Here is a 14000-nt window from a genome sequence, read left to right on the forward strand (position 1 = left end):
CCTTGAAACAAATTCTTGCTGTCATCAGACTGACATGCAGATGTATTTCATTTCCAGATAATCCTCGATCCCATGGTGGCTGCCTTCGCGGCCCAGGCCGGATTGCTTGACGCCACCGAAGGGGGCGACCTCGGTCGAGATGATGCCGGTGTTGACGCCGACGATGCCGTATTCCAGCGCCTCGGCCACTTTATAGACCCGGCTCAGATCCTTGGCGTAGAAATAGCTCGCCAGACCGAAGATCGTGTCGTTAGCCATGGCGATCACATCGTCTTCGTTCTCGAACTTGAAGAGCGGTGCAAAGGGGCCAAAAGTTTCATCTGTGGCGACCTGCATGTCCTGTGTGCAGCCAGTCACGATCGTCGGTGGCAGGAAGTATCCGGTGCCTTCCATCGGTTCACCGCCGCCGAGGATCACTTCGGCCCCTTTGGAGGTCGCATCGGCCACATGTTCCTGAACCTTGTCGATGGCATCGGCGTTGATCAGCGGACCAAGGGCGGTGCCGTCTTCCATACCGTCGCCGATCTTCATCTTGCTGACCGCATCCTTGAGTTTAGCGGCGAAGGCGTCATAGACACCGGCCTGTACATAGATCCGGTTGGCGCAGACGCAGGTCTGGCCATTGTTGCGGAACTTGCACATGATGGCACCCTCCACAGCAGCATCTAGATCTGCGTCGTCGAACACGATGAACGGTGCGTTGCCGCCCAGTTCCATCGAGCATTTCATCACGCTATCGGCGGCTTGACGCAGCAGGATGCGGCCCACCTCGGTGGAGCCGGTGAATGTCAGCTTGCGCACGGCGGGGTTTTCACAGAATTCCTTGCCCACATCGGACGATCGCGACGAGGTCACGATATTGAAGACCCCCTTGGGAATGCCCGCGCGTTCGGCCAATACACCCATGACCGTGGCCGAGAGTGGTGTTTCCGCTGCCGGACGGCCCACGAAAGCGCAGCCTGCTGCCAATGCCGGGGCGGCTTTGCGGGTGATCATCGCGTTGGGAAAGTTCCACGGCGTGATCGAAGCGGCCACGCCTATGGGTTGCTTGATCACGGTGATGCGCTTGTCGCGCTGGTGGCCGGGGATGGTCTCGCCGTAGATGCGCTTGGCCTCTTCAGCGAAAAACTCGATGAAGGACGCTCCATATCCGACCTCACCCTTGGCCTCGGCCAGCGGCTTGCCCTGTTCGGCGGTCAGGATGGTGGCCAGATCATCGGCATTTTCCATCATCAGGTCGAACCACTTGCGCAGCACGGCGGCACGTTCCTTGCCGGTCCATGCCGCCCAATCCTTTTGTGCCGCTTCGGCCGCGGCGATGGTCTGGTTGACCTGCGCGCGCGACATGTCGGCTACTTTTGCAATCACGTCGCCTCGGGCCGGGTTGGTCACGTCAAACGTGCCTCCCTCTCCATCGATCCATTCGCCATTGGAATAGGCTTTCTCGGCCAGCAATGACGGGTCCTTGAGCAGCGATTTCAAATTCGTATCGGTCATGTCATTTCCCCTGAAATTGATCTCGCGCAGGCAAAGCATCTTGCGCTAGGATTGTCCAGTGCAAGTGAGGGAGAACCGCCTGTGGATTGGGACGATGCATATGCAAATGCACCTTATATTTTAGGGGCGGACACATACCCTGAGCGGTGGAGCACCGAGGCCCGCGCATTTCGCGACCGGATGCTGGCGGAAGGCCGCGCAAGTCTGAAGCAGTCCTATGGCCCGTCAAAGCGTCAGCGTTACGACCTCTTCACGCCACAAGGTGCAGCCGAGGGGCTTTGTGTCTTTGTTCACGGCGGTTACTGGATGAAGTTTCACCGCACCTTCTGGTCGCATTTTGCCGCCGGGCCATTGGCGCGGGGATGGGCCGTGGCGATACCGTCTTATGATTTGTGCCCACAGGTGCGTATTGCGGATATCACCACTCAGATCGCCCGTGCCATCATCACCATTGCGGTGCGTGTCGAGGGGCCCATCGTGCTGGCGGGCCATTCGGCTGGCGGGCATCTGGTGGCGCGGATGTGTGTCGAAGGCGTTTTGCCCAAGACGGTATTTGACAGGATCAGGCATGTCATGCCGATCTCGCCGGTCTCGGACCTGCGGCCCCTGATCAACACCGCGATGAATGTTGATTTTCAGCTGGACGACGCCTCGGCTGCTGCCGAAAGCCCGGTGCTGATGGCGCCCGTCGATGTTCCCGTCACCGTTTGGGTCGGGGCAGATGAACGCCCGGTTTTTCTCGACCAGGCGCGGTGGTTGGCCGAAGCCTGGGATGCGGCGCATGTGATCGACGAAGGTCGGCACCATTTCGATGTGATTGACGCGCTTCAGGACGTTGATAGCCCGATGATCCAACACCTTTGGCCTTAGAGCGCAGTGGCACATCCTGCCGGCCAGCATCAGCGTCGTAACAGATGTTCCCATGATTTTGCCGTTTGGCAGTGCCCAACGCTTTTAAAAGACCTGTTGGTGCAGCTATCCGCACAGATCAGGGCGACGTGTCTGAGCCGCTTTAGGATCGGGCGTCTGGCCGTGCCAGATGTGTCCGTATCGCTACTACGGTCACGGGTGAGAGATAAAAAGCGGCTGACAAAATCCAACCTTTATTGTATCACGGCTGCGAACACAAATGGAGGGTACTCTATGTATTACGGGATTTGGAACCACTTCCGCTAAGGCGGCTGATCCATCCCGGGCGGTCGTCAAGCACATCGCCGCACATAGACTACGTGCCTTGTTTTCCTGCTTTCACAGGCTTCCATTATGTTCAAATTTTTCGAAAATCTCGTCGACCCGTTTGCGCCGTTTCCTTCTGAAACGCCGTCCGATTCGCTTTGGATCTACCTCAAGTCCCACTACCGGCCCTTCTACAAATGGATGTTTGTTCTGGCTGTCACCGGGATGGTTGTTGCGCTGATTGAAACCGCGCTGATCTTCTATTCTGGCCGGATCATTGATCTTTTAGCCGACAACACCCCGCAGACGCTGATGGCCGATTACGGGTTTGAACTGCTTGGCGTGGCGGCGTTGATCATGGTCTTGCGACCCGGCGCGGCGTTGCTGCATCACTTACTGCTGGATCAGATGCTGGCCGGTAACCTGCAGGAACAGGTCAGGTGGCGCGCGCATAAGCATCTGCTGGGTCAATCCTCTGGGTTCTTTCAGAACGAATTCGCCGGTCGGCTCAGCAATCGCGTGATGCAGCTTGGCGGTGCCGTAGAAGACAGCACCTACCTTGTCTTCGAAGGGGTGTGGTTTGGGCTTACCTATGTGATCGGCGCCGCTGTCATTCTGGCCGCCGTCAATCCGATCCTTGCCGTGCCCCTGCTGGTCTGGGTGGTCATCTACGCGATCTACGTCACCATCATGGCCAAGCGGGTCGGGGTGGCGTCGGAAAAATGGTCCGATGCGCGGTCGATGGTGACGGCGCGGGTGGTGGATGCATATGCCAATATCGAAACCATCAAACTCTTCGCCGATGAGGGCACGGAAGAACGCTATGTTCTGTCCGCGATGCGGCGTCTACGTCTGCGGTTTCAGCGGTTCCTGCGGTTGATGACCGAGCTTGGGTTTGCGCTTTATCTGATCAATGGCGCGCTGTTTCTGTTCATGCTGGGCCCGGCCATCTGGTTGTGGTCACGGGGGTTGGTCAGCGTGGGTGAGGTGGCGGCGGCTACCGCGCTGACCATCCGCCTTAATGGCATGAGCGGGTGGATCAGCTGGATCATCATCGAGCTGTTCGAACATGTGGGCGTGATCCGAGAGGGTCTGCAATCGGTGTCCGTGCCGCATGATGTTGTGGATGTGCCAGATGCGCCTAGTTTGGAGGTCAACGCTGCCCGCATCGAAATTCGCAATGTCGTGCATCACTACGGCAAAGGTCATGGCGGGTTGAACGGGATCAATCTGACGATTGAACCGGGTCAGAAAGTCGGCCTTGTCGGACGTTCCGGTGCGGGTAAGTCAAGCCTGGTGAACCTGCTGCTCAGGTTTCGCGACCCTGAAACCGGGCAGATCCTGATCGACGGTCAGGATATCGGCAAGGTCACGCAAACCTCGCTGCGCAGATCCATTGGCATGGTCAGTCAGGACAGTTCGCTCCTGCACCGATCGATCCGGGGCAACATCCTTTATGGGCGTAGTGGCGCAAAAGATGCCAACATGATTGCCGCAGCTAAACGCGCCGAGGCACATGAGTTCATCCTTGACCTGCAGGATGTTGATGGTCGCCGTGGCTATAATGCCCAGGTGGGGGAGCGCGGGGTGAAACTGTCCGGTGGGCAGCGCCAACGCATATCCATCGCCCGCGTCATCCTGAAAGACGCGCCCATTCTGGTGCTGGACGAGGCAACCTCGGCGCTGGACAGCGAGGTTGAAGCCGCCATTCAGGACACGCTGTTCGGCTTGATGGAGGGCAAGACCGTGATCGCAATCGCGCATCGCTTGTCGACCATCGCGCAACTGGACAGGATCGTCGTCATGGATCAGGGACGCATCGTCGAAGACGGTTCGCATAATGAACTGTTGGCGGGTGGCGGGGTTTATGCCACGCTCTGGGCGCGCCAGTCAGGTGGGTTCCTGGGGTGATTTTACGGATGTAATAGCGTCAAGGCGAGAGAGTAAGCGGACGGTTGCAGGCCGCTCACTCTGTCGCATAGGATGGGCATTCTGGTTTGCGCCGTAGCGGTTGGAGGAACTTTAATGGACATCAAGAAAAACGGCTCCAGGCCATCGACCGTACCATCTGCTGATTATTTCACCGGAAAGGTGCGTATGGACCCGGTGATCGAAGCGCCCGAACCGTCCCGTGTCAGGTCTGTCGTGGTGACTTTCGAACCGGCGGCGCGTACTGCATGGCACACGCATCCGTCTGGTCAGACACTGTTCGTTCTTTCGGGGCTCGGGTTGGTGCAGTTCTGGGACGGTCCAATTCAGGAAATCCATCCCGGTGACACCGTGTGGATTGAACCGGGCGAGAAACATTGGCACGGCGCATCGCCAACTGTCGCCATGACCCATCTGGCAATTCAGGAAGCCGTCGACGGGTCTCCGGTGACCTGGCTAGAGCAAGTCTCGGATGAGCAATACGCTCCGCTTGATCCAACCTGATCAACTGTGCATGAAAAGCCGACGGGGCGCCGATTTCAGGAGCTAGTGGTCGACACTCTGACGCGTCTTGTGACCTGAACCCAACGACTCCAGACCCAACCGGACGCGACGCCAGCTGCGCTAATGTGCGGCATCCTGAATGATGCTCGAAAATACCCGCCCCTCAAAGGCACGAATTTCCGGAAAGGCCAGCTCAGCATGGTTCTGCGTGATGCCTGGGAACAGCTCTTCCAGCTCGGCGCCTTGGGCGTCATCGACGAGGCCGAGAGCAATATCACCGGGATGGAATGTTTCAACCGGGCAACCTTCGGCATAGATGACCTCGTGCTGATCAAGGGCGATGTGCCAGTATTCAAGATCCTCGATTTCATCACCGCAGTGATAGATGTTCTTGCCATTGATAAGGCTCTTGGCGCTCGCAAGAACGGCCGGCTCAGCAATCAGCATATCTACATAGGCACCTTCCAGCAGCACCCTGTGTTGTGGCGACACCCTTAATGTTCTCGACGGGATTCCCGGAGCAAAGGAATCGGGTGCGATTGCGACCGGTTCCAGCTGCGAATTCCCGCGCCGTCTGGCGTCGGTCACTTTTGATGACGCGATCCAGCGGATGGGTTTAAGCCCGCCGTCGCGGGTCACCAGTTTGTCGCCTATCTTCAGGCGCTCAACCCGACAGGGCCCATGTTCCGTCAGGATTTGAGAACCCCGGGCAAAACAAACTTCGTTTTCGCCAAAAATCGTAATGGTGACCTGGTGCGTATCAACCACCGTTGTTCCGTTAACTGTGGTCGCAAAACCGTTGGCGGTGTTATACGACACATCAGTGACCCTGATGTTGAATGTCACATCCATACTCTGGCCTCGATCCAGACCATCGAGTGCCGGGTCATCTGAATCGAACACAAAAGTCCACGTATACCCGCCCTCGCCATTGGCGGCGTTGTGGTTAATGGTAAGCGTGCCGAATGACGGGGCAGACAGAATTGTGTAGCCACCTGGCAGCCAAGAATAAATGCCGGGTTCATTGTTCGCAACAGTACCGCCGACAGAAACATTGCCTGCACCATTCAGGCCTTCTGTCATGTTGGCTGTTGTCGGACCGGACAAACTTACCATTTTCGCGTTCCTAATTTCGGCGACCCTAAAGTTCGGGGAAGCGATTAATTTCGTGGTGTTGCTTCATGTGTTGCACGTAAACGCAGTTCACCGACGTCATGGATACGCTGCAAATAGGTGAAAAGTTGGGCAACAGTAGGTTAAGAAAATGGAAGTGGCACAAGCGTTCAGCGCCTGTAGGGCCCGCTATGAAGTGGCGTTCCGCGATGTTGAACCGGCCCGGTTCCAGATGGCATTAACTGTCGGCCGTTCAGTCAATCGCCTGCGATCGGATTTTCCACTTTGTGGTATTCGGCGCCCGGTGCCATTCGAGAATCTTTTTCTGATCTTTGTGAATGCGCAGCGTTTTCACGCTATCTTCCTGAATCGTAGACTTTATGTTTTCAATTATTTCGCCACCATGTCCCCAGGGAGCCATGATATCCATGATCCAAAGCTGATTGCCCGAGCGCCATTCATCAAACTCGTCCAGCCCCTTGCCTGCGATATGTTTCTTCTCGGTTTTCTTGTCGAGCATGGCCCAGGTCACTATGCCACGCGGGACGTTTTTGGCCCGATAGACCGTGAACTGCTTGAGATAGACCGGCGGCTCAAACGATTTGGCAATGGAGCGCGCGGACCACTCTCCGTAAAGGTCTGAGTAAAATGATAAAAATGCAATCTCGCCAAAGACACGCAAAATGTCGTCGTTCGGATATAGCGGCGAGACTTTTATCAGGCCGCCTGTATCATCAGGATCAGTCTTAGGCTTTGTCATGAATTGATATGCCACCGTTAATAGGGTTATGTGCCTTTGGTTAGACTTATATGATCAACCTGTCAGGGCGCGAGCGAAATTTTGGAGGTGCCAAGAATGGCGAGTGAAAAAGCCACAGGTGACACCGATGTCGACCTCGAATTCCCGACCCCCCCTGCAACCAAAACCGGGCAAGTTCGGCTGGAGCCGAGCCCCGGCTTTCGCAAATGGTTGACCCAGAACAAAGTTTCATTAGCGTTCAACACCTATCACATCGGAAAACTGTTCATGATCGGCCTAGACGAGGCCGGGCAATTTACGTTTTCCGACGCGAATTTTCAACGTTCCATGGGTCTTAGCCTGTACAACGGGACGATGTGGATGGCGGGGTACAAGCAGGTCTGGCGGATCGAGAATTTCCTCGACAAAGGGCAGCAATCCCAGGGCAATGATGCAATCTTTGCGCCTATCGGGGCAACAACCACCGGCTACATCAACCTCCACGATGTCCGGGTAAGCGACAGCGGGGTTTATTTCACCGCCTGCCAATTCAACTGCATTGCAAAACTGCATGAAAAGTGGAGTTTCGAGCCGCTCTGGAAACCGCCTTTTATCAGCGAGTTTGCGTATGGTGATCGATGCCATCTGAACTGTCTGGCCCTGGAGCACGGAGAGCCGAAATACGTCACATGTTTCGCCAATACCGATACCGTTTTGGGGTGGCGGGATAATCCAAAAGATGAATGTACCGGGTTGCTGATCGATGTGCAGTCGAACGATATTCTGTGCGACAACCTGCACATGCCGCACTCGCCGCAACTGCATAATGGGCGCCTTTACGTTGCCAATAGCGGTATGGGCGAGTTGGGCGAGATTGACCGCAGCAGCGGCGAATATACCCCGATCTGCTTTATTCCCGGTTTCACACGCGGGCTGGCATTCTGGAAAAACTACGCGCTTATCGGCGCATCAAAACCACGCAAAAGCGGTGTCTTCGAAGGCAACGACAAAACGCCCCTTAATCAGAGACTTCAGGATATGAACCTGGACGCCGAGTGCTCGATCTCGGTCGTTAACCTTGAGACATGTGAAATCGAGCATAAAATCGTAATCGATGGTGTCGCCTCTGAAATCTACGACGTCTGCACCCTGCCGGGATTGCGTCGCCCAAGCGTCGTGGATCTGGATGGTGAGGCATTGAACGCGATGTTCCGCCCGTCGCGGCTCCGGATATGAGCACCTGTTCCGGGCACGCCTGTGCCGTCAACCGACATCCGGCGGCAGCCAAGGTCGGGTCGGAGAAACGTGCCCAAGACGTCGTTCAGACCACACGGGCTTATCCCCGGCGCTGGTTATTCGTTCAAAAGCCCTCGCTGACGATAGATTTCCGCCGCTCTTTCGATGAAGTCCGCAATGTTCGCCGCCCCAAACTCATCGCGCAGTAGTTTGGCTTGCGCCAAAAGCTCCGATTGCGTATTGGCACGTCCCGGGCGTAGCAATTCATAAGTCTGCATGATGATGTCCTGGGGCACATCAATCAGCTCGGCCCCGCGTTCGAAATTCAGCGCCAGCGTATTGCGCCCGGCAGCGCGGGCGATATCAGCCTGTGCGAGCAGAGCCTCGCGCGAGATCCGCAGGTCTTCGATTTCAATTTCGCCAGCGGACACCGCATCCAGTGTGATTTTGTTCAGCATGACCCCCCGGGGACCGGCGATACTGCCTTCATGGGTTTCTGAGATGGGATAATCCGCCTGCGAGTGAATTTTCATCGCTTCACCTCTTCGCCATCGCCCAGAAATTTCGGAGTTAAATTCTCGGGCGGGCGGTCGGGGTCGACTAGGCCGGTTTCGATCGCGTGGATCAGCGCGACCTGCGCGTGATAGCGCGCGCCCAGAGCCTCGCCCTGCGTCGGCACCAAAATCGGCTCGACCTCTTGGTCCAGCGCGTAACGCGCAGCGTTGCATCCTAACGCGCGATAGTGATCCAGTGTCGTGATTGGCGCGTTGGAAAATAGTTCCAGATTGTTATGCGGCAGCCGGTCACGGGAATGGATGATCGCCGTGCCCTTGGCCTGAAGGCCGATGCCGATGCCCGACCCGGAAAGTTGGGCTGCCGACAGACCCAGAAACGATGTATCAGCAGTGTGATGCATCCGCACGACACGCGCCGTACCCCCGGTACATTCGATACCATTGATCAGGCATTTCAGTACTTCGGACAGGTTCCGCCCGCCGGTTGTCTGATAGAGCTGCAATCCGAAGGCAGGGCTGACGCCGATAACCACTTCGGCGGTATCCTCACCCCGCTCCGCCGCACCGGCGTCAAGATAGACAATGCGTTTCGCTTCGGCCTTCTTATGCCGCGCCTGATCGCGCAGTACTTCGGGTTGGCCCAATGTGTCGCGGATATTGATGATTTCGTCCCGGCGCGCTTCGGAAAGGCGGTATCCGGTGCCGGGGCCCGCATAATCGTTCGGATCGTTGATAGCGCTGATCACCCGGCCGTCCCGCACGATGGCTGAGGTTTGCAGATAATCACCTGAGACGCGCAGCTTGACCAGATTGAGAAGGTTCTGCGCCTCGGCACCGAAGCCGCGTTTGGACAGCGCCTTGATCACGTCGATCACCGTAAGATCGCGCGTTTCAATCGCTTCGCTGATACGAGCGCACTCCGAGGCAGAAAACGTCGTGGTCTCGCGCGACCCAGAGGCAGCGATGACACTGGCCTTCATCTCCGCCGTGGGGTGCGCAAGGTTCAGCTCCTCCAGCACGGCCGACAGGGCTTCTACTGCCTTCGTGCGCAGCTCCATCGCGGTTGTTTCCGGCAGTGGGGTCAGCCCGCCATCCGCTTCGAAGTCCCGTTGTAAAACAAGATAGTCCTCCAGCTCTTCAGCATTGAAAAGCGACGCGTTGAAGGAATTGTCATAAGCGGGAATTGATCCGAAACCAGAGCAGATGAAATCGGACCCGGCGATCAGGTAGGGCATGATCTTGGCCCCGACCCGAATTTCGGATTCCGTTGCGCGGGCATCGTTGCCGCTGGCGCATTCCAGGTCCAGCCAAACCGCAAGCAGGTTTTCGGCCATCATCTCGCGCATGCCGCCCGGTATCGTCGCGGTCAGGGGCGCGCCGTCGATGCCGCCGTTCTGGGTGCCCTGCACCCCCATGCCGCGTTGCAGGCATAAACAGCGGGCTTCGAGGTAGAGCAGGGATTGGGATTGGTGAAAGCCCATCAGCAATTCGGCACCCGCCCCCGAGGTGCAGCGCGCCTTGATCCCGCGCGAAGCATAGGCCGCGACAAGAAACGCCTTGGACCACGGCGTGTCGTCGCCATCGGTGAAGCTTTTCTCGGTCCCGTAGACCGAAACCGTCTCGGCGTAGGAGGTGAAGCCCGCCATGCCGATGCGCAGTTCCTCGGCCTCTTCGCTGGAGCACTGAAACAGCGCGCCCCATCGGCCCACGACCGACCCCACCACGCAAGCCAGCGCGTTCGACCACGCATTGCGGGACACGCGCATGGTGGTCTCCAACTCGTCAAAGCCAAGGCCCACCGCCACCGCAGCGTCGGCGGCCAGCTGCAACGGATCATCCTTGGCATTGGTCACATGCGCCTGATTGCCGGGGGTCTTGCGTGGACGCATCTTTGAGTACGCAAAGGCCAATTCCAGAGCATTGAGGCGCGAAACCACATCAGCCAGCTTGGCGGGCGTCAGGCCGCGTGCCAGCCGCACAAGATCGGCGCGAGGCACGTTCATGTCGACCAGCATCCGCGCCAGCGTGTCCGAACTCATTGCCATCGCTTCTTCGGCGACGTCTAGATCGAGGTGATGATCGGCGATGAAGCTGTCTATCATGTCGAATTCATGTGCCAGAACGCCATCCATGCTGGCGATGCTGCCTCGGGAGATTTTGATGCCTGCGCCCGGATCAGCGGGGCTTTTGAAGGCCGCAAACCCATTGGCAGCATCTTCGCGCGCAAATTTGTCCAGCCGCAGCGGTCGGTCATCCCAATCGGAATAACGGCGCCATCTGTTGGGTGAAGGCGGTCGATCCATTGTTCAATCCTCCTTGACCATCCCCGCCATGTGCCCGGTGCGGTATCCTAGGGCGAGGTAGCGAAAACATCCTCGCTTTGCACGACATGGCAGTAGATCATGTTGATGATCTCAAGCTCGCGGCGGTGCAGGTCCTCCATCGCCGCGGCACAGCAATCCTCGACCACCACGACATTGAAACTTTCATCCGCCAGAGAGCGCACCGAAGAGCTGACGCATTGGTCGGTGAAAATCCCGGCCACGATAACGTTCCGGATGCCCATATTGTGCAGGATCAGCCGCAGGTTCGTTCCGGTCAGAGCGCTGTCCGTTGTCTTGAGCACCGTAATCTCGTCGCCCTGCGGGGTCAGTTCCGGCACCATCTGGCTGTCTTCGCGGTCCTTGGGCAGCAGCAGATAGTTGAAACCCGGCTTTTTCTGGCTGAGAGACCGGTCGCGCCCGTCGTCTTTCTGACAAGCGATACGGGCAAAGATCACTTCGATGCCAACCTTGCGCGCCCAGTCGGCCAACGTCACCGTATTGGGAATGACCTGGGTGTTCATCCGGTCAAAAAATGGCTGCCAGCGGGCGGCCTCTACGGGGTCGTCGGGCACTTCAAGATAGGTGTTCTGGATGTCGATCACCAAGAGAGCGGTTTCCGCAGGCGGAAGCAAGAGGTCATCGGGTTCCTCGGCGTTTTCGTAGTAAAAGCTGCGATACGCGGTTTTCCAGTTACTCATCCCTTGCGTCCTTTCACGGCCTCCAGCGTTTTGGTGATGGCATCACGCGCCTGTTCCATCTGCGAATGGGTGCCGGACATGAAGATACGGCCCGATGCCCCCATCATCTGCACGTCGTTGATCACCGCCCCTGGGGCGGCGCGTTCAGCCTCGTTCGCGGCGACGCAGGCAAAAAGCGCCGGGGCCATTTCATAGATCAAGAGACTGACCCCGGGTACAAGGATCGAGGCGTCGCGCGACCGGTTGAGGATTATGGCATGCTGATCCGACAGATCGTCGATGATGTCGTGAAACAGCACCGTTGGCGCAAGTTGATCAGCAGGCCTGGCGCCAATCCCCTTGAGAATGGCCTTGCCCGCCTTGTCCAACTCATCCGGGTCGTCGGAATGCAGTTCCAGCAGGCCGAATTGTCGCTCGGTAAACAGAATCCCCGGCTCCATATCCGGAGATTCCTTTAGTGCGAGATCGGCGATGCGGTGGATTGACAGGGCCGGGGCCACCTCGATGATCAGGCTGTTTTGCCCCTCGTAAGGCGGGTAGCCGCGCGCCCTCAGCGGCGTGGCAAGGTAGGCCGCAAACTGTGGTTGCAGATCGTTGATCGGCAAATACACCCGAAGTTCGGTCATCGGTACGGCCTTCTTGTTTGGCGTTTACTTGAGTTTGGCGGCATCGAAATGCTTGCCCAGATCGGCATGAGGGCGTGGGATGACATGCACGGCCACAACCTCGGCGATCTGATTGGCGGCTTCCGCACCGGCCTCAGTCGCGGCCTTGACCGCGCCCACATCACCTTTAACGACGACCGAGACCAGCCCGCCGCCTACCTCGTTGCGGGCCGCGATCTCGACATTGGCGGCCTTCACCATCGCATCCGCTGCGGTCAGTGCCGCGACATAGCCGCGGGTTTCGATCATTCCAATTGCCTGACTAGCCATGATGATACTCCTTTTTCAGGTCAAATTCAGTTGGGCACGAGGCCCGCTTCAGGTTTCGTCTATGGATCCGATGATGAGCGCATCAATCGGAGCCTTGTGTTTGGTAAAGAATGCGGCAGCGACAGACCCTTGGGTGATCAGCACCTCTTCGCCCTCGGCGCATCCCAGCGGGTCGAAGGCGACGATCTTGCTGCCTTCGATATCCACTTCGAGCATCGCGCCATTTGGTAGCGTTTCGATATGTTTGCTGGACCAGACCCGGCCCGTGACTTTCCCGCGGATCATGATGTTGTCCTTTCAACTGTGATCCCCCGGCGGCGCATTTCGTCCCGCGCCAGAGGGGTAAATTTGACGGCCTTGCCAGCGCGGACGTTGCGCGTGCCGTCGGGTAGCGTTGCGATGTCGCGTTCCGAAACCATACCGCTGACAAATTGCGCCGGGGCGGGCGCATTGGCCGACGGGGCCATCGGCTGATGCGCCACGATCGGTGTGGACCCATCATGGGACAGGCGGAACCGATGCCGGCCCTCTATGATATCGGCCCTCACCCTGCCATCCTGCGCCATGCCAAGCAGTTTTTGCGCAAAGACATTCAGATCGGCAGACGAGCGGATCGCAACCACTTCTTCGGTAACGCGCGGTGTGCTTGGCACGGCTTCAGGCTGTAGCCTTGCCAACTCCTCGCTAAGAACGTCGCGAATGAGAGAACGCAAATCCTCCACTATGCGGCCCCCGCTTGCCTGAGGGCCGCCTCGGCCGCGTTTCGGGCATTGCGCACCTCGGCCTCGTCCCCGGCCAGATAGAGTCGCCCGTTGGGACCGATCATCCGGTAGTCTATCACCTTGATATTTGCCTCTTTCTCGGCCTCGTTACAGGCGAGCATCGCATACGATGCCGACTGGCATTCCAGCAGATAAAGGCTTTCACCGCCCAGGATCATTGATCCCATCCTGTTGCGGTTCATCAGGAACGCATGCTGATGGTCGACGCGTGTGACAATCTTCGACGCCAATATCTTCGGCGCGGCAGCATCCTCGCGCCGTCCGCCAAGCGCGTGTAATACTGCGTCGGCGGCGGCGTGTACTTCGGCAGTGGACCGTGAGTGGAACTCCAATGTGCCAAACTGGCGCTCGACAACCAGCAATCCCGCTTTTACATCCGCGCTTTTCAAGGCGACATCGGTCAAAGCTTCGATATCCAACCCGGGCGCGATCTCGATGATTTGCGCCGCCATGCGGGCACGCGGCAGGCTACCCCGCATCCAGGTGGCGACATAGGCCAGGGTCTGCGGTTGCAGCTGGTCGATAAAGATAAAGGAACGCAGGTCAGCCATG

15 protein-coding genes are annotated in these 14000 nt (G+C 57.8%); 4 read left to right on the forward strand and 11 right to left on the reverse strand.

Annotated elements, in window-relative coordinates; genetic code table 11:
* Positions 1-24 precede the first annotated feature (24 nt).
* Positions 25-1497, reverse strand: a complete 1473-nt coding sequence (locus LC334_RS06375; RefSeq protein WP_085799547.1) for an NAD-dependent succinate-semialdehyde dehydrogenase — start codon at positions 1495-1497, stop codon at positions 25-27.
* Positions 1498-1578: 81 nt separating this feature from the next.
* Between LC334_RS06375 and LC334_RS06380 the strand changes: the two genes are divergently transcribed.
* The 3 genes from LC334_RS06380 (at position 1579) to LC334_RS06390 (ending at position 5106) form a co-directional block, all read left to right on the forward strand.
* On the forward strand, positions 1579-2367 hold the full coding sequence (locus LC334_RS06380; RefSeq protein ID WP_085799408.1) for an alpha/beta hydrolase: 789 nt from the start codon (positions 1579-1581) through the stop codon (positions 2365-2367).
* 393 nt (positions 2368-2760) lie between these two features.
* Positions 2761-4584 (forward strand): ABC transporter ATP-binding protein, encoded by a 1824-nt coding sequence (locus LC334_RS06385; protein ID WP_085799409.1) that lies wholly within the window; start codon positions 2761-2763, stop codon positions 4582-4584.
* Positions 4585-4698: 114 nt separating this feature from the next.
* Positions 4699-5106, forward strand: a complete 408-nt coding sequence (locus tag LC334_RS06390; protein ID WP_085799410.1) for a (R)-mandelonitrile lyase — start codon at positions 4699-4701, stop codon at positions 5104-5106.
* Between the two features lie 120 nt (positions 5107-5226).
* Here the strand turns inward: LC334_RS06390 and LC334_RS06395 are convergent, their stop codons facing one another.
* A complete protein-coding gene (locus LC334_RS06395; RefSeq protein ID WP_223412900.1) occupies positions 5227-6189 on the reverse strand; it encodes a Hint domain-containing protein in 963 nt (320 codons plus the stop codon).
* A 283-nt stretch (positions 6190-6472) separates the two neighbouring features.
* Positions 6473-6979, reverse strand: a complete 507-nt coding sequence (locus LC334_RS06400; RefSeq protein WP_085799412.1) for a toxin-activating lysine-acyltransferase — start codon at positions 6977-6979, stop codon at positions 6473-6475.
* 96 nt (positions 6980-7075) lie between these two features.
* Here LC334_RS06400 and LC334_RS06405 point away from each other — a divergent pair, with 96 nt between their 5' ends.
* On the forward strand, positions 7076-8194 hold the full coding sequence (locus tag LC334_RS06405; RefSeq protein WP_085799413.1) for a TIGR03032 family protein: 1119 nt from the start codon (positions 7076-7078) through the stop codon (positions 8192-8194).
* Between the two features lie 116 nt (positions 8195-8310).
* Here LC334_RS06405 and LC334_RS06410 read toward each other — a convergent pair whose 3' ends face one another.
* Genes LC334_RS06410 through LC334_RS06445 form a run of 8 tightly spaced genes read right to left on the reverse strand, consistent with a single transcriptional unit; the run spans position 8311 to position 13999 of the window.
* Entirely contained in the window at positions 8311-8727 is a 417-nt protein-coding gene (locus LC334_RS06410; protein ID WP_085799414.1) for a diol dehydratase small subunit, read from the reverse strand.
* A complete protein-coding gene (locus LC334_RS06415; protein ID WP_085799415.1) occupies positions 8724-11012 on the reverse strand; it encodes a propanediol/glycerol family dehydratase large subunit in 2289 nt (762 codons plus the stop codon). The genes LC334_RS06410 and LC334_RS06415 overlap by 4 nt, the downstream gene beginning before the upstream one ends.
* 47 nt (positions 11013-11059) lie before the next feature.
* Positions 11060-11731 carry a cysteine hydrolase family protein gene (locus LC334_RS06420; RefSeq protein ID WP_085799416.1) on the reverse strand — a complete coding sequence of 224 codons (672 nt, stop codon included), beginning with the start codon at positions 11729-11731 and terminating at the stop codon, positions 11060-11062.
* Positions 11728-12357: a microcompartment protein gene (locus LC334_RS06425; protein ID WP_085799417.1), complete on the reverse strand. Its 630-nt coding sequence runs from the start codon at positions 12355-12357 to the stop codon at positions 11728-11730. The genes LC334_RS06420 and LC334_RS06425 overlap by 4 nt, the downstream gene beginning before the upstream one ends.
* A gap of 24 nt (positions 12358-12381) precedes the next feature.
* A complete protein-coding gene (locus LC334_RS06430; RefSeq protein WP_085799418.1) occupies positions 12382-12666 on the reverse strand; it encodes a BMC domain-containing protein in 285 nt (94 codons plus the stop codon).
* A 48-nt stretch (positions 12667-12714) separates the two neighbouring features.
* Positions 12715-12951 (reverse strand): EutN/CcmL family microcompartment protein, encoded by a 237-nt coding sequence (locus LC334_RS06435; RefSeq protein WP_085799419.1) that lies wholly within the window; start codon positions 12949-12951, stop codon positions 12715-12717.
* The gene (locus LC334_RS06440; RefSeq protein WP_139836320.1) at positions 12948-13388 is read right to left on the reverse strand and encodes a hypothetical protein; all 441 of its coding nucleotides are present in this window, start codon (positions 13386-13388) and stop codon (positions 12948-12950) included. The genes LC334_RS06435 and LC334_RS06440 overlap by 4 nt, the downstream gene beginning before the upstream one ends.
* Positions 13388-13999 (reverse strand): BMC domain-containing protein, encoded by a 612-nt coding sequence (locus tag LC334_RS06445; RefSeq protein WP_085799421.1) that lies wholly within the window; start codon positions 13997-13999, stop codon positions 13388-13390. The genes LC334_RS06440 and LC334_RS06445 overlap by 1 nt, the downstream gene beginning before the upstream one ends.
* Position 14000: the final 1 nt, after the last annotated feature.

It is taken from the genome of Roseovarius aestuarii, assembly GCF_019966515.1.
In the GTDB taxonomy this organism is placed as follows: domain Bacteria; phylum Pseudomonadota; class Alphaproteobacteria; order Rhodobacterales; family Rhodobacteraceae; genus Roseovarius; species Roseovarius aestuarii.

Coding starts and splice junctions, on each gene's coding strand:
- LC334_RS06405 (WP_085799413.1), top strand. CDS start 7,076: ATGGCGAGTGAAAAAGCCACAGGTGACACCGATGTCGACCTCGAATTC.
- LC334_RS06445 (WP_085799421.1), bottom strand. CDS start 13,999: ATGGCTGACCTGCGTTCCTTTATCTTTATCGACCAGCTGCAACCGCAG.
- LC334_RS06420 (WP_085799416.1), bottom strand. CDS start 11,731: ATGAGTAACTGGAAAACCGCGTATCGCAGCTTTTACTACGAAAACGCC.
- LC334_RS06435 (WP_085799419.1), bottom strand. CDS start 12,951: ATGATCCGCGGGAAAGTCACGGGCCGGGTCTGGTCCAGCAAACATATC.
- LC334_RS06385 (WP_085799409.1), top strand. CDS start 2,761: ATGTTCAAATTTTTCGAAAATCTCGTCGACCCGTTTGCGCCGTTTCCT.
- LC334_RS06425 (WP_085799417.1), bottom strand. CDS start 12,357: ATGACCGAACTTCGGGTGTATTTGCCGATCAACGATCTGCAACCACAG.
- LC334_RS06390 (WP_085799410.1), top strand. CDS start 4,699: ATGGACATCAAGAAAAACGGCTCCAGGCCATCGACCGTACCATCTGCT.
- LC334_RS06395 (WP_223412900.1), bottom strand. CDS start 6,189: ATGACAGAAGGCCTGAATGGTGCAGGCAATGTTTCTGTCGGCGGTACT.
- LC334_RS06375 (WP_085799547.1), bottom strand. CDS start 1,497: ATGACCGATACGAATTTGAAATCGCTGCTCAAGGACCCGTCATTGCTG.
- LC334_RS06415 (WP_085799415.1), bottom strand. CDS start 11,012: ATGGATCGACCGCCTTCACCCAACAGATGGCGCCGTTATTCCGATTGG.
- LC334_RS06400 (WP_085799412.1), bottom strand. CDS start 6,979: ATGACAAAGCCTAAGACTGATCCTGATGATACAGGCGGCCTGATAAAA.
- LC334_RS06430 (WP_085799418.1), bottom strand. CDS start 12,666: ATGGCTAGTCAGGCAATTGGAATGATCGAAACCCGCGGCTATGTCGCG.
- LC334_RS06410 (WP_085799414.1), bottom strand. CDS start 8,727: ATGAAAATTCACTCGCAGGCGGATTATCCCATCTCAGAAACCCATGAA.